The following is a 17,919-nucleotide window of genomic DNA, read 5'->3' on the forward strand; positions in this document are numbered from 1 at the left end:
GGGGGTCAGGTCAGGGTTATCGGGGGTTCGGCCAGGCGTGGGGTGAGGGGGGACTTGGGGACCAGCCAGCTGGCCGTCGGCTTCTGGTCCGGGTTGACCTGCCAGTCACGGGCTACCCGGTCCACCGCGATCGGGTAGATCGTCAGTGCGCCGTCCGGGTCGATCCGCATCCGCAGGAACGCCTTCGAGTCCTCGATGCCCTGGCCCGCGAACAGCTCGTTGAGGTTCACCCCGAACGACCCGGCGACCAGCAGGTACGCCGCGACCAGCTGGCTGGCCACCAGCCCGCTGACCGGGCCGTAGACGACCGCGGCGGCGACGACCGGCAGCGGCCACGGCCAATCGGCGAAGGGAAGCTGCAACCACGCCCAGGTGCCCGCCGCGCCCAACGCGAGGTGGGCCAGCCCGTGCCCGACACCGAGGATCCAGTGCCGGGCGTGCCGCTTGCCGCCGGAACTCGGCGGCTTCGCGAAGAACGCGGCCCCGAGCAACGTGACCACCAGCATCAGCACCAGCGGCACGCTGAACAGGCGCTGCTCCGTCGTGCCGACCCGGTTCGCCGCCACGCCCGCCATCGCGAGCATCAGCAGCGTGTGCAGGGTGCCCAGCAGGGTGGTGAAGCCCGGGTTGCGCAGCGGCAGCCGGGGAAAGATCCCCCAGCCGTACCGCCGACTGCGGGCCGCGTCGGGGTAGCGGCCCACCAGGTCGTACGGGCGGGAGGGGCTGGCCCGCCGGGCGAGGGTGTCCTTCGGGGGGACCTCGATCCGCTCCGGGAGCTTGTGCGTCGGGTAGAGGTAGGCGCCGCCGCTGCCGCAGGTGATCAGCTGCCGGTCCGGGCCGGCGTACCGGGCGTAGTGGTGCAGGTCGCCGGAGATCAGCAACCGCACCTGCGCCCCGGTGGGCGCCACTATCGTACGGATGAAGTAGTCGATCGAGTCGTACGCCATGGGGTGGTCGACGGCCTTGACCCACGTCGGCGCCGGCACCGCCAGGATCACCCGGCTCTGCGGGCCCAGCCTGCTCGCCACGTCGTCGAAGTAGGCGAGCTGCGGGTCGTCGAGGTACGAGCCGGACTGGTCGTCGAGGCCGAGCAACCACCAGTCGGCGGGCAGCGCGACGGCGAAGTAGGAGCGGGACTGGCCGGTGCCCCAGCCGCCGAAGTGCCGGTCCCGGGAGCGGACGAACAGGCGGAGGAAGGCGGTCAGGCCGTCGTACCAGTCGTGGTTGCCCGGGACCGCGAAGAGGGTGGGCCGCTCGGGCGGGGTGGCCGGCAGAGCCGCCTGGTAGGGGCCCTTGCACCGGTCCTCGTACGCCTCGAAGGCGGCCGACGGGTAGACCTGGTCGCCGCCCATCACCAGCGTCTGCGCCCGCGGCAACCGGCGCCCGTCGACCTCCAGCTCCGGCTGGGCGAGCAGGTACGCGATCGAGTAGGTGGCGTTGAAGCCGTCACCCAGGTCGGCCACGTAGTCCAGCCAGAGCCCACCGTCCGAGCCCACCTGCCGCTCGATCCGCGCCTCGAGGGAGTTCTGCAGCTCCCGCTTGTCCAGGTACGCCCCGAAGAGCACCGCGAGGAGCGTACGGATGCCGGTGCTGATCAGCAGGAACGGCGCGAGCCAGGGGACGGGTTTGCGCGGGGTGAAGCCCAGCTCCAGCGGATCGGTGCTCCGGGGTCGGCGGGCCTCCCGGCCGCCGGCCCGCTCACCGGCGACGGCGGCCTGATCCGCGCTGCGGGGGCCCGCGACGGCCCCGTCGACCGGCGCGCCGTCGGGAGTGTGGGCCGGGTCGTCGGGGCGGGGGTGATCGTCGGTCACCGCCGCAGCGTAGTCCGGCTGTGATCGCGAGCGCTGTCCGGCGAGCGACCCTTCGCGCCGGATGTCGGGCTTGCCGGGTCGGGACGGGGCGGGGGGTATCGGATTCGGCCGGAGCGGGTGCGTGCCGTACACTTGACGATCGTTGCCGCCTTAGCTCAGTCGGCTAGAGCGACGCACTCGTAATGCGTAGGTCGACGGTTCGATTCCGTCAGGCGGCTCGGTACAGAAGCCCAGGTCACCGACCTGGGCTTCGCCGTTTCCCATGGCCGATTACGTCGCCGCTGGCGGGTCGAGTCCTTGAATAGTCCTTGTCCCGCGCCGCGACCGCCTCGTCCAGCCGGTTGGCGACCGCGTCCAGGTCGTGGTCGAGGAACATCGGCTCCTCCCGCACGACCCGAGGCAGCCGCACGCCCTCTGCCGGATTCCGAGCCATGCGGCCGTCCCGCACCGCGTGCGCCAGGGCAAGCGACAGCACCCGGTGCGCGTACCGGACCGTTGCCGGGGCAAGGCCGGACGCGGTGAGCCGCTGCACCCAGGCCGCTACCTCCGCGTACGAGACTGCCGAAAGCGGGATGTCCTCCCACGTCGGAAGGATCTGCCGCCGCAGCGCCAACTCGTACCGGGCACGGGTCGACGGCTTGAGCTGCACCTGAGCCGCCATCCACTGGGACGCCCAGGCGCCCACCGTCACCCGCGCCCGAGCCGGGTCGATCAAGGCGGCCCGCAAGCGGGCCGCGCCGGCCGCGCTCGGCCTCCTGGCGGCGCAAGCGCCGGCATCGGCCGGCGCGCCGGCCACGCTGGCGGTTGCAAGAGCTGTTTGTCCTCCGGGCGGGGGATCTTCGACAGAGATGGAGGACGCCGTCCGGACGGTGCGGTAGCCGGTGGTTGCGCGGGTCGCCATCTCCACGGTGAGCCCAGGCAGAGCCGAGCAGACCAGGGGCCAGGGTGCCCGTCCGCATCCTCGCTTCCCGCGTCTCCGGTAAGGTCGTTCGTCCGGTAGGGCGCTCCACCTTGTCACCCTGGCCCCTGGCCCGCTCCACGATGTGTGGGACTCACGGCGGATATGGCTCGGAGGCTGGCCGTGTGAAAACAGGACCGTGGCGTTCGTGGTTAGACATCACAACTGGTGCAGCCGAGGCTTAAGTCGCCACCGAATGCTTAGCTGTCGCCCTCAGCGACTCCGCCGCGTAGGCCCCACTCATCAAGCCCTGAGTAGATCCGTGCGGTGCGACCCGCAGGGAAGGAAAGGCACTGTGCTTCCCCTGTGTAGATCGCCACCAGCGAGTTAGTGCCCCGCCACCAGGTATCCGCCAGCCCCGTGACCTCTCGCACCGGCTCGTAGTCGTCCAACGCGATGTCATCCACCTCATCGCCGTTGACCTTCGTGATTTGCTTCGCCCACATGGCTGCATGGTCAGCCAACGCAAGAGACTCCACCCAACCCTCGATGGAGGCATGTAGAGGAACCCAATCCCCTGCGTGGATCCCGAATTCGCCGGCAGGTCCGATCATGAAGGCATACGGAACCGCTGTCCGCTGTGTGCCAGCTTCGAACCACCATCCCTCAGTTATTGACCCTTCTGGCGTATCGGCGCCGAGGTACCTGGGGCCGCCGTCGTACTGCGGGGCTGGAGGCAAGACCAGACCACCCCAGCGCTCCTGATAGACCGCCACCCGATCGATCTCTGTCGGAGGAATCCCTAACGCAACCCATCGCTCCCGGCACTCCTCGACTTGCAGGCAGTCGACCTTGACGCCGTTGGCGCGGATGAAGGACCGGGCCCGTAACGTTAGGCCCTCGGGCACATCGTTGAAGAGATTCAAATTCACCGGGCCGACCCTACTCAGCGTGTCTGGTCAAGAGGATCAACGGACGACAGCAACGGCGCTGGACGGACCGGCGCGGTGGCAGACGAGAAGAGCGCTGAGACCAGCTGTACAGCCATCCGTACAGCCAAGCCGGCCGACGGAACCTTCCCGGGGTCGACGTGAGGCGACAAGGCGAGCAGGCCAACGGCGGTCACGGACGCCGGCCGACAACAGTCTTGTCTTTGCAAAGCAGGGGAGCGGGGCGTGCCCGTTCCGTGCCCGATGGGGCGGAGCCGAGGGTCAATGGTGGTCAGCTCTTGCACGTGGGAGCCCGCATGGCGGCGCAGGTAAAGCCAGGTCACTGCCAAGCGGCTTCCGCCCGTACCCACACTTCCTAACCCGTGCGTCGACCGGTTCCGTTGGCACGTTTGGTGCTGCCTGCCACGATGATCCGGTGCCGTGGCCGGAGGAGCGACAGACATGACAGAAACCGAGGAGGCGGTCGACCGAATCCGGGCGGCTCCGGCGTACCGACTGCTTGTCATCGGGTACCGCTGTCTGCCTCTCGGGCTACTCATGTGGGGCGTTGGCGTCGCCGTGGTGGCCCTGTGGTCCCTGAAGCCGCCGATGGTGTTCATCCCGCTCGTCGTTGCGATGGGGACGGTGCTTGCTGGGGTGGTCGCGGTATGGGCTGGCTTGCTAACCCTGCACGCCCGTCGGCTCATGCCCCGTGGCGGCACAAATCGACACAGGGCCTTGATGAAGGTGCTGTGGCGGGACGTGATAGCACCAGTCAGGCCCGGTAGGTAGCGGAGCGAGTGCAACACCCGACCGGCGCGGGGCGGCCTACGGGCATGGCCTATGTCAGTCCTCATTTAGTCCTCAAGAGGTCGGACCGTGACCACCGACGCTGAGAGATGCCGAGAGGCATTTCCGCACGTCAGGCCAGTCGAGGCCAGGTTGGCACAGGTCGCCAACTTGATCTCGTAATGCGTAGGTCGACGGTTCGATTCCGTCAGGCAGCTCGGCACAGAAGCCCAGGTCACCGACGTGGACTTCGCCGTTTCCCGAGGCTCACGATGGTACCGCCGGTCACGGCGTCGCGATCCTGTCTACCCCCACCTGATGCGGTGACGGATCGGTCGCCGCACATGCGCGGCAGTCAGCCCTGCTTCCCCGGTCGTCCTGGTTGCGGTCGGTGACATCCGGGTGGCTGCGGGCGCACTCGAACCCGGACCGGGAACGAACCAACGCCGCCAGGACGCCGTGCGTGAGGGGAAGCTCGCCCAACTCGCTGATGCCGACCCAGGCGATGTCGTCATGCTCGTCGGGTGCACGGTTGGTCGGAGAGCCGGTCCAGTCCCCGATGTGCCAGACGCCCACGTGCACGGCGTCCGCACCACTGCCGTCATGCAAGACGCCCCACCGTGCGGCGGACTCCGCCACGATTCGAACGCCGAGCTCCTCGTGCATCTCCCGCGCGAGTGCCTGCAGCTCCGACTCACCCGCTTCGACCTGCCCCCCGGGCAGATCCCAGACATCTGGGTACGCCCGTTTGGTCGGCCTGCGGTGCACCAGCAGGACCGCGCCGTTTTCCACGAGTGCGCCTGTGACGACGACATGCATGCCGGGATTAGAGCAGAGGGATGGGACAGGCTCGTCCCTGGCGAAGGGATGCGGCGATTCGCGTCGGACATCAAGGGCCGTTGATACACTCCGCGCCCATGCGTAGGCACCTCGCGGCAGCGGCTCTGTCCCTCGCGGCACTTCTCACCGCCTGCGGCGGCAGTGCGTCGCCTGACGAGCAGATGGCGTACCTGCGTGAGATGGCCGAACGTGGTGCCGAACTGCATGCCGTGCTGGAGCGCCAGGGAGACTCCGGTGACGGGGAGAAGTGCGAGGCCGCCTACGAACGCCTGCACGATGGCCGCCAGGACGCCCCCCACGTCGAGGATGACGAGGCGCGGATCGCCTTGCTGAGGAGGGGCGAGGAGTTGTTCGTCGAGAACTGCATGAACGGCCCGACGCCGCCCAGCGCTTCCGGCCACCGGCATCCCGGGCGACTGGTGCGCCCCGGTGAGCGCCACGACACCGCCGCGGATCCGCTGATAGCGTCCGGACGTGTCGATGTTCCGAACTCCCCAGGTCATCCTGTTCAGCCAGGACGTCGTGCGCGCCGCCGCGTTCTACGCGCGTCTCGGTTTCACGGAGACGTTCCGGGTGCCGGCCGAGGGTGAGCCGATCCACGTGGACCTGGCGCTCGACGGTTACACCCTCGGTATCGCCTCCGTCGCGTCCACCCGCGACGACCACGGGCTGGACCCGGTGCCCGAGGGCCAGCGGGCGGCGGTGATCCTCTGGACCGACGACACCGTCGCCGCGTACGAGAAGCTGACCGCCGACGGGGTTCCGGGTCTGATCGGGCCGCACACCTGGCTCGACCGGCTGTTGATCGCCTGGGTCGCCGACCCGGACGGCAACCCCGTCCAGATCGTCCAGCACCTCCGCTAGCGGCCGCGTCGGGCCCTCCGGTTGTGGAACCGGAGCGCCAGCTCCAGGCGGTTCCCGGTACGCCGCGACGCCCCCGACCGCAACGACGCCGAGGAAAACCCCGCACCGACGGTGACCGCCGAGTGCGGGCCGGAAAACGGCGGGCGTGGGCCGCGGGGACCGCGACCCACGCCCGTGGGGAACTCAGGGATGAGCGCCCGTGGCGGCGAGCCGGAGGCGCTGGTCGGTCAGAGGAACTTGTACATGTCCGCGGAGGCCTCGTCGGTGTCCTTGGCGGGCGGGGCCTCCACCTTCACCGGCTCACCGAAGCCGCTCAGCTTCATCTCGGTGACCATGTCGCCGAGGTTCTTGGTGGCGATCGTGTAGGAGAGCGAGGTGACCCGGCCGTCGCCGTCGACGGTCGCCTCGAACGGGACCGCCTTCGGGTCCTTCGCGAGCTTGGCGGTCGACTCGAGGCCCTCACGCATGCCGCCGTCGGTGCTGGCGGCCTGGGCCGCCTTCTCCAGGTCGGCGGTGCCCTTGTACTGCCCGTCGCCCACCTTCTCGGCCGAGACGATGCCGCCGATGATGCCGGTCTGCGACTCGAGGTCGAAGGACTGACGCAGGGTGCTCTCCGGCCGGAGCTTCGTGAGGTCGAGCTTCATCCAGGGCTTGCTGCCCTCGAGGGAGTCCATCTTGATGTAGGCGACGTCGCCGATCAGCCGGGCTTCGATCGGCTCGGGCGCGGTGCCGGTGACCACGAGCGCGTGCGCGGCCGGGTCCACCTTGCCGGTGAGTTCGATCGTCGCGGGGCCGGCCTTGACCGAGGCGTCCATGGTGACCGTCCCGGAGAGGCTGCGGCCCATGCCCTCCTTGATGGCGGTGACCGGGTCGGCGGCGGTCGTGGCGGCCGGCGCGGTCGAGTTGTCGGCGGGGCTGTCGGAGCTGGTGCCGCAGCCCGCCACCAGGGCGACGAGGGCGACAGAGATAGCTGGGATCAGTCGACGCATAGACATGACCCTAACGGTTGGCGCCATCCCGTTTCGCGCCGGCACGGCCGTCATCAGGGCTCGGACCGCTTTGTCGGCACCCCGCGAGGCGCGACTGGGATCGTCGGACGGGAGGGCCGGACGTGCTCCTGGCGGCCGGAGGAGAGCGGGCGGAGCGCCGGTGAGGCCGGGGCCGGCCCAGGCCGCCGGAGCTGACCTGGGCCGGGGCGGACCGGTGGGGTCAGCCGTCCTCGCGGTCCGGGTTCTCCAGGCGGAAGAAGTTGCTCTGCCGGCCGTCGGCGCGCTCCTCCTGGTAGATGAAGTTGAGCCGGCGGCTGTCGAAGGTCTCGAACCACTCCGTCCAGTCGATCTCGCGCAGCCGCTCGTCGCGGCCGTTGCCGGGGAAGTCGAAGCGCAGGACGCCGGGCCGGCCGTCGTGCTCCGTACCGTCCACGGTGCACGGCACGGCGCCACGCTCCTGCGCCCACTGCCGGATGACGTCGTGGTCGGTGGTCACGAGGCTGCGGCCGGGGCGCTCGGGCTCGTCGTCGACGGAGGTGATCTCCTGCGAGTACTTCAGGGACTTCGAGCTACGCTGGCCGGTGCGCACCCCGCCGCCGGACGACCCGCCGGAGGAGGAGCCGTCCCGCAGGCTCCGCACCAGGGCCTTCACCAGCTCGTCCTTCTTCATGCCGGCGGTGCCGTCGACGCCGCGCCGGCTCAGCCGGCTGCGCAGCTCGTCCACCTTCACGGCGGCGATCTCGCTCTCGTTGATGTCGGGGGTGTTCGGGGTCTGGTTGCCCGGGGGGTTGCTGGTCGCGGTGGCTCCCGAGTTGCTCCGCGTGGCCATGTCGAAACCGTCCTTCCGTCGACCGGGTCCGGGGGCGGCGCGTCGCCGCGTTCGAGGTCTACCGGAATCCAGTACCCCGAGCCGCGCGCCCAAACGTGGTCACGCGTCACCGGCCTCGGGCAGCTCACGGAGGCGACGGACCGGGGAGAACAGCACCCACAGCACGCCGGCCAGTGCGCCCACCGTCGCGATCCAGAGCGCTTCGCGTACGCCGAGCGCGGCGCCCAGGCCACCACCGATCAGCGCCCCGACGGGGCGGATGCCGTAGTTGATGGTGCGCCGGACACCGGCGGCCCGGGCCAGCAGGTGGTCGGGGGTGAGCGCGGTCTGCACCGAGCCGCCCACGATGTCGAGCATCATCACGCCGACGGCGCAGAGGAACTCGGCGGCGAACAGCATCCCCAGCACCAGCGGGGTCGGCCCGTCGGCGAGCGGCACGAGCAGCAGGGGAGCGGGGAAGAGCACGAAGCCGGCCACCAGGGTGGGGCCGATGCCGAAGCGGCGGGTCATTCTCCCGGTGACGGCCGCGCCGAGCAGGCCACCCACCGCGCCGGCGCCGAGCACCGTGCCGAGCAGGCCGGGCGAGAGGTGCAGGTCCCGGGTCGCGTAGAGCACGAAGAGCGCGGCGAACATGAAGTTGAAGAGGTTGACGGTGGTGGTGCCGAGCAGGATCGCCCGCATCATCGGCGTCCGGGCGATGAACCGCAGGCCGGCGACGATTCCCAGCCCGCCGCCGCGTGCGGGTGGCGGCTCCGCTGGGCGGATGCGGCCCAGGAAGTACGCGGAGACGACGTATGACAGCGCGTCGACGACGAGGGCGATCGGTGCGGTGAGCACCTGCACCAGGACACCGCCGATGCTCGGGCCGGCGACCAGTGACATCGCCCGACTCCCGTTGATCAGGGTGTTGGCGCCGACGTAGTCGTGACGCTGGACGAGGGAGACGAAGAGCGGCCCCCGGGCGACCTCGAAGAGCACCGCGAGCGTGCCCATGGCGAAGGCCACCGCGTAGAGCTGCGGCAGGGTCAGCACGTCGAGCAGGTAGGCGGCCGGGATCGTGGCGAGCAGGAGCGCCCGACCCACGTCGGTGAGGATCATGATGCGCCGTTTGTGGGCGAGCCGGTCCACCCAGGCCCCGGCGAGCAGGGAGAAGAGGAGGTTCGGCGCGAGCAGGGCGGCCGTCAGGTAACCCATCTCGGCGGGTCCCGCACCGGCGACCAGCACGGCGAGCAGCGGTAGCGCCAGGGTGGAGACCTCGTCGCCGAAGTACGACACGGTCTGTGCCGACCAGTAGCGGCGGAAGGCCAGATCGCGCAGCAGCCGGGGCACCCGCCCGCGGATCGGCCCGCCACCGGTGGCCCCGAGCACGCCCGCGGACGCCCCCGGCGCGGAATCAGCCGTCCCCGGCGCGCCACCGGGCGTCCCCGGCGCGCCACCGGGCGTCCCCGGCGCGCCACCGGGCGTCCCCGGCGCGCCACCGGGCGTCCCCGGCGCGGCGACAGGGGTTCCCGGGTCGGCGCCGGCCGTCGCCGGATCGGTGATCAGGGGGGCGGATCCGGTGTGCGGCGGGTGCGGGGCGGCCACCGGGGCCGAGGTGGTCGAAGCGCTGTCCCGGCGGTCAGCGCTCATCGTCGTCACCCGCCGCGGACAGCAGGGCCAGGTGGATGAGACTGACCCGACGCGCGCCGGCGGGCCGGCGGGCCGGGTCGGCGACCCGGTCGTGGTATTCGGCGACCAGCGCGTCGATCCGGGCGGTCAGCTCGGCCATCTCGTCGGCGGTGACGTAGAGCGACTGGTCGCCGAAGCCGGTCACCGCGCGCCAGGCCGCCGGCTCGTCGCGGCGGCGGGCGAGGAACTCCTCGGCCCGGCGCGCGTAGAGCGCGAGCTGCACCGAGTTCAGCTCGTCGACGGCGGCGCGGGTCTGCGGGTCGTCCGAGTCGTCGTCCCAGGTGGTGGTCTGCGCGGTGGCGCGCCACGGGCGCTCCCGGGCGTCGGCGCCGGGCACCCGCTCGGCCAGCCCGTACTTCGCGAGCTGTCGGAGGTGGAAGGAGCAGTTGGGCACGCTCTCCCCGAGGTGCTCCGCGGCCCGGGTGGCGGTCATCGGGCCCTCGGCCCGGAGCAGCCCGAGCAGGGCCATCCGCAGGGGGTGGGCGTACCCCCGCAACGCCTTGGGGTCGGTCAGCCTCACTCGCGACAGCGCCATATGTAAAAGCTAACTTTAGAAAGACATCTTTAGCAATGGCGCGGACTCCGGGAACCCGTACGCTCCGGCCGGGCACCGGCGTGCGGGGTCCCGGGTCGGTCAGACGTAGAGCTTGCGCTCGTACTCGGGGCCGTAGTGGCGCTCCAGCGCCGCGAGGCTCTCCTCCGGCGCCTCCAGCTCCTTGACGAGGCGGGCCCGGGTGGGCAGCACGTCCGGCTGCCAGGTCTCCGGCTTCCACAGCTCGGAGCGGAGGAACGCCTTCGCGCAGTGGTAGAAGATCTGCTCGATCTCCACGACCACCGCGAGGACGGGGCGGTGGCCCCGGACGGTCATCTCCTCGAACCACGGTGCGTCCCGGACCAGTCGGGCCCGGCCGTTGATGCGCAGCGTGTCCGTGCGACCGGGGATCAGGAAGATCAGCCCGACGTGCGGGTTCTCCAGGATGTTGCGGTAGCCGTCGGCCCGTCGGTTGCCCGGCCGCTCCGGCAGGGCGATGGTGCGGTCGTCGAGCACCAGGGCGAACCCGCGCGGGTCCCCCTTCGGCGACACGTCGCAGCTGCCGTCCGCGCCGGACGTGGCCACGAGACAGAAGGGCGAGGCCGCCAACCACTGCCGGTCCCGCTCGTGCAGCCGGGCGCGTTCCTTGTTGGCGGCCCGCGCGTTGGGCGTGCCCAGCAACTCGCGAAGCTCCTCCGCCGACGTGATCTCCACCGTCATGTGACCCTCCCCGGATCTCGACCATGGTGGCGGAGCCGCCGCGCTGCGACCCCGCCCGCCAGCCTAGGGGGCCGCCACCCGGCAGGTTTGCCGGCGGGACGCCCGGGTACCGCCTCACCCGACGCGCGGACGTGACCAGTGGAGGCCGGAGATGGAGAGCGGTGGCGGGTTCGGCCGGGGCTGGCGCGGTCGGCAGCAGGGCTGGGACCCGATGGGCGAGCTGCAGTCACTCCGGGCGGAGCTGCGCCGGCTCGTCGGTGGTCGCTCCGGCCCACCGGAGGTGGAGCTGACCGAGATCCCCGACGGCTGGGAGGTGGTCGTCCGCCTACCCGGGGTGGCGCCGGAGGAGGTCGCGGTCGAGCTGGACGACCGGGAGCTCTGCGTACGAGCCCGCTCCGAGGCGGAGGTCAACGCCGACCAGGGCATCCCCGGCGGCTTCGAGACGCGCGGCTTCGAGTACCGGGTGGACCTGCCGTCCCGCGTGGACCCGGAGGCCATCGACGCCGTCATGGACCACGGCCTGCTGCGCGTAAGGCTGCCCCGTGCCACCCGGCCCGCGCCGCGCACCATCACCGTCGGCCGCGCCGGGCCGCGCACCGGCCCGCTCGGCGGCCGTACGCCCACGCCCGGCGACCCCGCCGCCGACCGGGAGCTGCACCGCCCCGACACGGCGGCCGGCGAGATCGACCGGCCGTAGCGGGGATGGCGGCCCCGTCCCTGCTCGGTCCGGTCGCCGAGCGCGTGCCCGACGTCGAACGGATCGCCGTGCTGCGCGCCAACGCGCTCGGCGACTTCATCTTCGTGCTGCCGGCGCTTCACGCGCTGCGGGCCGCGTACCCCCGGGCGGAGATCGTGCTGCTCGGCTCGCCGTGGCACACGAAGCTCTGGCGCGACCGGCCCGGCCCGGTCGACCGGGTGCTGGTGGTCCCGGCGGCCGACGGCATCCGCCAGCCGGAGGCGGGCGAACCGCCCGCGGCGATGGACGACTTCCTCGCGGCCGCCCGCGCCGAACGCTTCGACCTGGCGTTGCAGATGCACGGCGGTGGCGCCAACTCCAATCCGCTGGTCGCCGCGCTGGGGGCCCGGATGACCGCCGGCCTACGCGCCGAGTCGGCGCCGCCGCTGGACCGCTGGGTCCGGTACGTCTACTACCAGCACGAGGTGATCCGCTACCTGGAGGTGGCGGCGCTGGTGGGCGCCCCGGCCACCACCATCGTGCCGACGCTCGCGGTCACCGCCGCCGACCGGGCGGAGGCGGCGGAGGTGCTCGGCCCGGTGGAGCGGCCCCGCGTGGCGCTGCACCCCGGCGCGACCGACACCCGGCGACGCTGGCCGGCCGAACGCTTCGCGGAGGTCGCCCGTGAGCTGGCCTCCGACGGATACGAGGTGTTGGTCACCGGCACCCCCGCCGAGCAGGAGGTGGTCGACCGGGTGGTCGCGGCGGCCGGGGTGCCGGTGCGTCCGCAGGTCGGCACGCTCAGCCTCGGCGGCCTGGCGGCCTGTTACGCCGACTGCGCGCTCGTGATCTCCAACGACACCGGGCCGCTGCACCTGGCGGGAGCGGTCGGCGCCTCGACGGTCGGCATCTTCTGGGTCGGCAACCTCATCAACACGGCGACCCCGCTACGCGCCCGGCACCGGCCGATCACCTCGTGGACGGTGCGCTGCCCCGTGTGCGGGGTGGACTGCACGACCGACATCTACCCCCACCGCCCCGGCGACGGCGAGTGCCCGCACCGGGACTCGTTCGTCACCGACGTGCCGGTGGCCGAGGTGGTGGAGGCCGCCCGCGAGCTGCTCCGGTAGGAGCCGGGCGCGGGCCGCCCCGCTGATGGCCGCCGGCTCAGGCGGGCTGCGGGGCGTCCTCGTCGGCGAGGACGACCTCCCACGCCTCCACCTCCCGCTCGGTGACGGTGGTCGGCGTCTCCAGGTGGTACGCCCCGCTGGGCAGCACCCCCGCGCCGCCGTGGCGGGCGAGCACGGCGAGCTGGGCGGCGACGTCCTCACCCTGGTGCTTCTCCTGCACCCGGCGCCAGAAGTCGAACCCCCCCGAGTCGATCAGCTTCGCCCGGTCGTAGAGGACGCACCCGCCGATCCACGAGACCTTGTACGCGCGCCAGGCCCCGGGCGGCAGGTTCAACTTCTCCGTGACGTGCAGCAGGTTCGCGGCCGGGTGGATCTGGGCCCGGTCCCACTCGGGGGTGCCGGGGCGGATCCGCTCGGGCACGGGGCGGCCGATCCACTCCTCGTAGTGCCCGTGGGTCTCCGGCCGGACGTCGTCCACGTAGGAGAGACCGTGCACCGCGTTGCCCACGAACCCGCAGCCCAGCTCGGTCAGGGCGGTCACCAGCCGGTGCAGCGCCCCCGGTTCCAGCCAGACGTCGTCGTCGAGGCAGAGCACGTACCGGGCCTGCGAGGCGGCCAGGAGATAGGCCCGGTGCTCGGCCAGCCCGCGGCGGGGCAGCCGGCGGGTGAGCAGCACCGGGTGGCCACGGTGACGCAGCGCCCGGACCATGGTGGCGGCCGCCGGGTGGGCGAACGCCGGTTCGCCGTCGGACTGGTCGCTGACCACCACACCGAACCCGGGCACGCCCTCCTGGGCGGCCAGCCCGGAGAGCGTGACCGCCAGTTCGGTGGGGCGGTTGCGGGTCGGGATCAGCACGTCGACCGCCCGGTCGGCGCGGAACTGCTCCGGTGTGCCCGGGTCGAGCGGCCGGTTCACGACGGCTTGCTGGAGAGCGACGGGTCGGTGTCCCGCTCCTGGCCGTGCGTACGGATCCGCTCGATGATCCGCGACGTCGAGCGGTCGGGCACGTAGCCGAGGGTGCGGACCTGCCCGCCCAGCCGGCGGACCAGGGGCGCCTCCGGCACCATCTCCGGCGGGTAGTCGCCACCCTTCACGTAGACGTCCGGACGGACGATCTTGATGAGGTCGGCGGGCGAGTCCTCCTCGAACACCACCACGTGGTCCACGCAGGTGAGCGCGGCGAGCAGGGCGGCCCGGTCCTCGCCCGGGTTCACCGGGCGGTCCGGCCCCTTGAGCCGCCGTACGCTCTCGTCGGAGTTGACCGCCACGATCAGCAGGTCCCCGAGGGTGCGGGCCTGCTCCAGGTAGCGCACGTGGCCCCGGTGCAGCACGTCGAAGCAGCCGTTGGTGAACACCACCGACCGGCCCGCGCCGCGGTGCGCGTCCACGATGGCGGCCAGCTCGTCGGCGCCGACGAGCACCGGGTGCCCGGCGTCCGGGGCCGGCTGGTCGAGCGCGGCGAGCAGGTCCTCGCGGCGGCACACGCAGGTGCCGGTGTCCGAGACGGTGATGGTGGCGGCGAGCTGGGCGAGCTGCGCGGCGGTCGAGAGCGGCGCGTCGGCGGCCAGCGCCAGCGTCATGGCCGCCAGGTACGCGTCCCCGGCGCCCACCGCGTGGCTGGCCGGCACGGGAGTGCTGTGGCTGCGCCGTCGTTCCCCGTCGGCCGCGCCGACCACGGCGCCCTCGGTGTCCAGGGTCACCGCCACCACGTCCGCGCCGGTGTGCGCGTGCAGCTCGGGCAGGCGCGACTCGGCCAGGGTCACCCGGTCGACGCCCTCGCCGGCGGTCGCGTTCACCGTGACGCCGGTCGCGGTCACGCTGAGCCCGTCGCCGGTCATCGCCACCCGGTCCTCGCCGGGGGTCGGTTCACCGGTCGGTCCGGTCCGGTCGGCGCGCGCCGCGCCGGCCGGTGCGACCTCGGCGTGGCGCGGACGGTCACCCGGGGCCGCACCGACGCTCAGCTCGGACGGGCCGTCGGCCGGGTCGCCGTCCGGGTGGTCCAGGTGCAGCTCGTTGGCGGCGGTGCGCCGGCCGGCACGGGCGAGCAGCCGGGTCGCCTCGGCGAAGCTCGGCGTCACGACGGTCGGGGCGAGGCCACGCCAGTCGGCGAGGTCGTGCGCGTCCAGGGCCACGGTGGCGTACCGCTCGCGGTGGGCGACCAGCCAGGCGCGTACCGCCGCGGGCAACGCGCCGAGCCCGTAGTCGCAGACCACGAGGGTGGGCGCCTCCCCACCGGCGGCGGCGCGCAGCTCCTCGGTGGCGCAGTCCAGCGCCGTGAGCAGCCGCTGCTCGCCGTCCGGGTCGAGCGGGTCGTCCGGCTCGCCGGAGTCCTCCCGGAGCAGGATCTGGTTCCCGGCAAGCATCCGCCTCTTCACCGGCGTGGGCCGGCCGGGCTGGTTGACCGTGCGGTCCCAGACGCCTGCCCGGTCCAGGCAGTCGTGCACCTCGTCGCCGGCCACGTCGGCGCCGACGGGCGCGACCAGCACCGCGAGGCCGCCGAGCGCGGCCACGTTGACCGCGGTGTTCGCCGCCCCTCCCGCCGCGGAGATCCGCCGGCGGAGCGTGAGCACCGGCGCGGGCGCCTCCCGGCAGAGCCGGTCGGACTCCGCGAACCGCCACTCGTCGAGCATGGCGTCACCGATCACCAGGACCGGGCGACCCTGCCAGCTCTCCACGACGCCGGCGAGCCGCCGCTGTTCCGCTGCTGCTCCTCCTGCCATGCCTTCCGGGATCCCCCTGGCCGGTGGGGTCAAACCAGGCCGGTGCGGAAGTGTCGCCGGTGGCGGGGGTCACCGTACGTCGGGTTTCGCCCGGTGCGCCCCGGGAACGATCCGCAGATACCCGGAGAGGAGATGTACCGACATGGCAGCGACGACACTTCAGGGCAAGCGGATCGCCTTCCTGGCCGCCGACGGCGTGGAGGAGGTCGAGTACGTCCAGCCCCGCGAGGCGGTGGAGGGCGCGGGCGCCACGGCGGAGCTCGTCTCGCTCAAGCCCGGTTCGATCCAGTCCTTCAACCACCTCGACCACTCGAAGACGTACGACGTGGACGTCACCGTGGCCGAGGCGGACGCCGGCCGGTACGACGCGCTGGTGCTGCCCGGCGGGGTCGCGAACCCGGACTTCCTGCGCGCGGACCCGGACGCGGTGCGCTTCGTCCGGGCGTTCTTCGACGCGGGCAAGCCGGTCGGGGTGATCTGTCACGGTCCGTGGACGCTCGTCGAGGCGGACGTGGTGCGCGGCCGGCGGATCACATCCTGGCCGAGTCTGCGCACCGACCTCACCAACGCCGGCGCGAACTGGGTGGACGAGCCCTGCGTCACCGACAACGGCCTGGTCAGCAGCCGTAAGCCGGACGACCTGCCGGCCTTCTGCGCCAAGATCGTCGAAGAGTTCGCCGAGGGCCGGCACTGACCCCCACCCGTCCGGAGGCCAGCCCGCTGATCAAGAGGTTTGCGGCAGGAAGGATCTCCCCGACCGCCGCGAACCTCTTGATCGACGGGCGGAGGAAGTTGCCCCCGGCGACCGGGCATGTTCCGCGTACGCCGGGAAAGAAGGGCGGGTGACCACGGACGCAGCCGCCACGCCGGTACTGAACAGCCGTCAGATCCGCCTGCTCATGCTCGGCCTGATGACCGGCATGCTGCTCGCGGCACTCGACCAGACCATCGTCGGTACGGCCCTGCCGACCATCGTCGGCGAGCTGGGCGGGATCAACCACTACTCGTGGGTGGTGACCGCGTACCTGCTCGCCTCGACCGCGTCGACGCCGCTGTACGGCAAGACGGCCGACCTGCTCGGGCGCCGACCGGTCTTCCTCTTCTCGATCGGCACGTTCCTGCTCGGCTCGCTGCTGGCCGGGCTGTCGCAGAACATGACCCAGCTGATCCTCACCCGGGGCATCCAGGGGCTGGGCGCGGGCGGCCTCATGACGCTCGCCTTCACCATCATCTCGGACGTCGTCTCCCCCCGGGAGCGCGGTCGCTACCAGGGCCTCTTCGGTGCGGTCTTCGGCATCTCCTCGGTGGCCGGGCCGCTGGTCGGCGGGTACTTCGCGGAGACCAACTGGCGGTGGATCTTCTACATCAACGTCCCACTGGCGCTGCTGGCCATCGTGGTCTGCTACCACGTCATGCGGCTGGTGCCGTTCCAGCGCCGTGACCACGCCATCGACTGGCTCGGGGCGGGGCTGTTGGTGGCCGGGGTGAGCAGCCTGCTGCTGGCGCTGAGCTGGGGCGGCAACGAGTACGCGTGGGGCTCCGGTGTCATCATCGGGCTGTTCGCGGCCGGTGCGGTGCTCGCCGTGCTCTTCGTGCTCCAGGAGTCCCGCGTCGCGGAGCCGATCCTGCCCCTGCGCCTGTTCCGCAACCGCACCTTCTCGCTGGCGAACCTCAGCGGGTTCGTGCTCGGTCTGGTGATGTTCGGGTCGATCATCTTCATCCCGCTCTATCTCCAGATCGTGAAGGGCGCCTCACCGACCCAGAGCGGGCTGCTCATGCTGCCGATGATGGCCGGCATCATCGTCACCTCGATCCTCACCGGGCGGGCCATGAGCCGGATCGGGCGGTACAAGTGGTTCCCGGTCGCCGGCTCGATCGTGCTGCTCGCCGGCATGCTCCTCTTCACCCAGCTCCACGTGGACAGCTCGCTCTGGACGGCGTTCGGCTACATGGTCGTGATCGGTGTCGGGCTCGGCCTGTGTATGCAGTCGCTGATCCTCGCCGTCCAGAACGCCGTCTCGGTGCGGGACCTGGGCGCCGGCACCTCCTCGGCGACGTTCTTCCGGTCGCTGGGCGGGTCGTTCGGCGTGGCCATCCTCGGCACGGTGCTGTCGTCGCGGCTCGCCAGCGGGCTCGCCGACCGGCTGCCCGCCGCCATCGCGCAGCTCCCGCCGCCGCAGCGGGCCGCGGTCGAGGCGTCCGGCGGCACGAACATCTCGATCAACGACCCGGCGACGATCATGGCGCTGCCCGGGCCGGTACGCGCCGCGATCCAGGACGCGTTCGTGGACGGGCTGCACATGGTCTTCCTGACCGCCGGGCTGATCGCCATCGCGGCCGTGGTGGTCACGCTCGCCATGCCGAACGCGCAGCTGCGGGGCACCGGCCCCGAGGGCGCCACCGGCGGCGCCGACCCGCTGGGCGGCAAGGCGGCGGCTCCGGGCGGCAAGCCGCTCTCCAAGGAGTCCAAGGACCAGGCCGCCGCCGAGATGGAGGCGAAGTCGCAGACCATGATCTGACGAC

At 72.0% G+C, this 17,919-nt stretch carries 17 protein-coding genes and 1 tRNA gene; 7 read left to right on the forward strand and 11 right to left on the reverse strand.

Annotation, left to right across the window (positions count from 1 at the left end; genetic code table 11):
• Nucleotides 1-5: 5 nt before the first annotated feature.
• Nucleotides 6-1,811, reverse strand: coding sequence for a metallophosphoesterase family protein (locus SM573_RS14805; protein ID WP_474616297.1), 1,806 nt, complete (start codon nucleotides 1,809-1,811; stop codon nucleotides 6-8).
• 144 nt (nucleotides 1,812-1,955) lie between these two features.
• On the opposite strand from SM573_RS14805, the gene SM573_RS14810 reads away from it, so the two are divergent.
• Nucleotides 1,956-2,029, forward strand: a tRNA-Thr gene (locus SM573_RS14810).
• Nucleotides 2,030-2,046: 17 nt separating this feature from the next.
• Here SM573_RS14810 and SM573_RS14815 read toward each other — a convergent pair.
• Nucleotides 2,047-2,718, reverse strand: a complete 672-nt coding sequence (locus tag SM573_RS14815; protein WP_474616298.1) for a tyrosine-type recombinase/integrase — start codon at nucleotides 2,716-2,718, stop codon at nucleotides 2,047-2,049.
• A gap of 251 nt (nucleotides 2,719-2,969) precedes the next feature.
• Nucleotides 2,970-3,641: a hypothetical protein gene (locus SM573_RS14820; RefSeq protein ID WP_474612750.1), complete on the reverse strand. Its 672-nt coding sequence runs from the start codon at nucleotides 3,639-3,641 to the stop codon at nucleotides 2,970-2,972.
• 459 nt (nucleotides 3,642-4,100) lie between these two features.
• Here SM573_RS14820 and SM573_RS14825 point away from each other — a divergent pair, with 459 nt between their 5' ends.
• Nucleotides 4,101-4,430, forward strand: a complete 330-nt coding sequence (locus SM573_RS14825; protein ID WP_474612751.1) for a hypothetical protein — start codon at nucleotides 4,101-4,103, stop codon at nucleotides 4,428-4,430.
• Between the two features lie 282 nt (nucleotides 4,431-4,712).
• Here the strand turns inward: SM573_RS14825 and SM573_RS14830 are convergent, their stop codons facing one another.
• Nucleotides 4,713-5,246 (reverse strand): NUDIX domain-containing protein, encoded by a 534-nt coding sequence (locus tag SM573_RS14830; protein WP_474612752.1) that lies wholly within the window; start codon nucleotides 5,244-5,246, stop codon nucleotides 4,713-4,715.
• Nucleotides 5,247-5,747: 501 nt separating this feature from the next.
• On the opposite strand from SM573_RS14830, the gene SM573_RS14835 reads away from it, so the two are divergent.
• Complete coding sequence (locus tag SM573_RS14835; protein WP_474612903.1) at nucleotides 5,748-6,131, forward strand: VOC family protein; 384 nt, start codon at nucleotides 5,748-5,750, stop codon at nucleotides 6,129-6,131.
• 227 nt (nucleotides 6,132-6,358) lie between these two features.
• Here the strand turns inward: SM573_RS14835 and SM573_RS14840 are convergent, their stop codons facing one another.
• The 5 genes from SM573_RS14840 to SM573_RS14860 all read right to left on the reverse strand — a co-directional run bounded on the left by SM573_RS14840 (nucleotide 6,359) and on the right by SM573_RS14860 (nucleotide 10,869).
• Nucleotides 6,359-7,120 carry a hypothetical protein gene (locus tag SM573_RS14840; protein ID WP_474616299.1) on the reverse strand — a complete coding sequence of 254 codons (762 nt, stop codon included), beginning with the start codon at nucleotides 7,118-7,120 and terminating at the stop codon, nucleotides 6,359-6,361.
• 220 nt (nucleotides 7,121-7,340) lie between these two features.
• Nucleotides 7,341-7,949, reverse strand: coding sequence for a hypothetical protein (locus tag SM573_RS14845; RefSeq protein WP_474616300.1), 609 nt, complete (start codon nucleotides 7,947-7,949; stop codon nucleotides 7,341-7,343).
• A gap of 99 nt (nucleotides 7,950-8,048) precedes the next feature.
• A complete protein-coding gene (locus SM573_RS14850) occupies nucleotides 8,049-9,257 on the reverse strand; it encodes an MFS transporter (protein WP_474616365.1) in 1,209 nt (402 codons plus the stop codon).
• A gap of 310 nt (nucleotides 9,258-9,567) precedes the next feature.
• On the reverse strand, nucleotides 9,568-10,152 hold the full coding sequence (locus tag SM573_RS14855) for a winged helix-turn-helix domain-containing protein (RefSeq protein WP_474616301.1): 585 nt from the start codon (nucleotides 10,150-10,152) through the stop codon (nucleotides 9,568-9,570).
• A gap of 99 nt (nucleotides 10,153-10,251) precedes the next feature.
• Nucleotides 10,252-10,869, reverse strand: a complete 618-nt coding sequence (locus tag SM573_RS14860; RefSeq protein WP_474616302.1) for a pyridoxamine 5'-phosphate oxidase family protein — start codon at nucleotides 10,867-10,869, stop codon at nucleotides 10,252-10,254.
• A gap of 151 nt (nucleotides 10,870-11,020) precedes the next feature.
• Between SM573_RS14860 and SM573_RS14865 the strand changes: the two genes are divergently transcribed.
• Nucleotides 11,021-11,566, forward strand: coding sequence for an Hsp20/alpha crystallin family protein (locus tag SM573_RS14865; RefSeq protein ID WP_474612757.1), 546 nt, complete (start codon nucleotides 11,021-11,023; stop codon nucleotides 11,564-11,566).
• Between the two features lie 5 nt (nucleotides 11,567-11,571).
• Nucleotides 11,572-12,675 (forward strand): glycosyltransferase family 9 protein, encoded by a 1,104-nt coding sequence (locus SM573_RS14870; protein ID WP_474616303.1) that lies wholly within the window; start codon nucleotides 11,572-11,574, stop codon nucleotides 12,673-12,675.
• Nucleotides 12,676-12,712: 37 nt separating this feature from the next.
• Here SM573_RS14870 and SM573_RS14875 read toward each other — a convergent pair whose 3' ends face one another.
• The gene (locus tag SM573_RS14875) at nucleotides 12,713-13,591 is read right to left on the reverse strand and encodes a glycosyltransferase family 2 protein (RefSeq protein ID WP_474616304.1); all 879 of its coding nucleotides are present in this window, start codon (nucleotides 13,589-13,591) and stop codon (nucleotides 12,713-12,715) included.
• Nucleotides 13,588-15,396, reverse strand: coding sequence for a D-glycero-beta-D-manno-heptose 1-phosphate adenylyltransferase (gene rfaE2, locus SM573_RS14880; protein ID WP_474616305.1), 1,809 nt, complete (start codon nucleotides 15,394-15,396; stop codon nucleotides 13,588-13,590). The genes SM573_RS14875 and rfaE2 overlap by 4 nt, the downstream gene beginning before the upstream one ends.
• A gap of 142 nt (nucleotides 15,397-15,538) precedes the next feature.
• On the opposite strand from rfaE2, the gene SM573_RS14885 reads away from it, so the two are divergent.
• Nucleotides 15,539-16,090 carry a type 1 glutamine amidotransferase domain-containing protein gene (locus SM573_RS14885; protein ID WP_474612761.1) on the forward strand — a complete coding sequence of 184 codons (552 nt, stop codon included), beginning with the start codon at nucleotides 15,539-15,541 and terminating at the stop codon, nucleotides 16,088-16,090.
• 148 nt (nucleotides 16,091-16,238) lie between these two features.
• On the forward strand, nucleotides 16,239-17,915 hold the full coding sequence (locus SM573_RS14890) for an MDR family MFS transporter (protein ID WP_474612762.1): 1,677 nt from the start codon (nucleotides 16,239-16,241) through the stop codon (nucleotides 17,913-17,915).
• Nucleotides 17,916-17,919: the final 4 nt, after the last annotated feature.

The sequence above is a fragment of the Micromonospora xinjiangensis genome, assembly GCF_056150165.1.

Bases quoted from the DNA above. Each gene is read 5' to 3' on its own strand.
- SM573_RS14825 (WP_474612751.1), top strand. From the start codon at position 4,101: ATGACAGAAACCGAGGAGGCGGTCGACCGAATCCGGGCGGCTCCGGCG.
- SM573_RS14830 (WP_474612752.1), bottom strand. From the start codon at position 5,246: ATGCATGTCGTCGTCACAGGCGCACTCGTGGAAAACGGCGCGGTCCTG.
- SM573_RS14835 (WP_474612903.1), top strand. From the start codon at position 5,748: ATGTTCCGAACTCCCCAGGTCATCCTGTTCAGCCAGGACGTCGTGCGC.
- SM573_RS14840 (WP_474616299.1), bottom strand. From the start codon at position 7,120: ATGCGTCGACTGATCCCAGCTATCTCTGTCGCCCTCGTCGCCCTGGTG.
- SM573_RS14845 (WP_474616300.1), bottom strand. From the start codon at position 7,949: ATGGCCACGCGGAGCAACTCGGGAGCCACCGCGACCAGCAACCCCCCG.
- SM573_RS14855 (WP_474616301.1), bottom strand. From the start codon at position 10,152: ATGGCGCTGTCGCGAGTGAGGCTGACCGACCCCAAGGCGTTGCGGGGG.
- SM573_RS14860 (WP_474616302.1), bottom strand. From the start codon at position 10,869: ATGACGGTGGAGATCACGTCGGCGGAGGAGCTTCGCGAGTTGCTGGGC.
- SM573_RS14865 (WP_474612757.1), top strand. From the start codon at position 11,021: ATGGAGAGCGGTGGCGGGTTCGGCCGGGGCTGGCGCGGTCGGCAGCAG.
- SM573_RS14870 (WP_474616303.1), top strand. From the start codon at position 11,572: ATGGCGGCCCCGTCCCTGCTCGGTCCGGTCGCCGAGCGCGTGCCCGAC.
- rfaE2 (WP_474616305.1), bottom strand. From the start codon at position 15,396: ATGGCAGGAGGAGCAGCAGCGGAACAGCGGCGGCTCGCCGGCGTCGTG.
- SM573_RS14885 (WP_474612761.1), top strand. From the start codon at position 15,539: ATGGCAGCGACGACACTTCAGGGCAAGCGGATCGCCTTCCTGGCCGCC.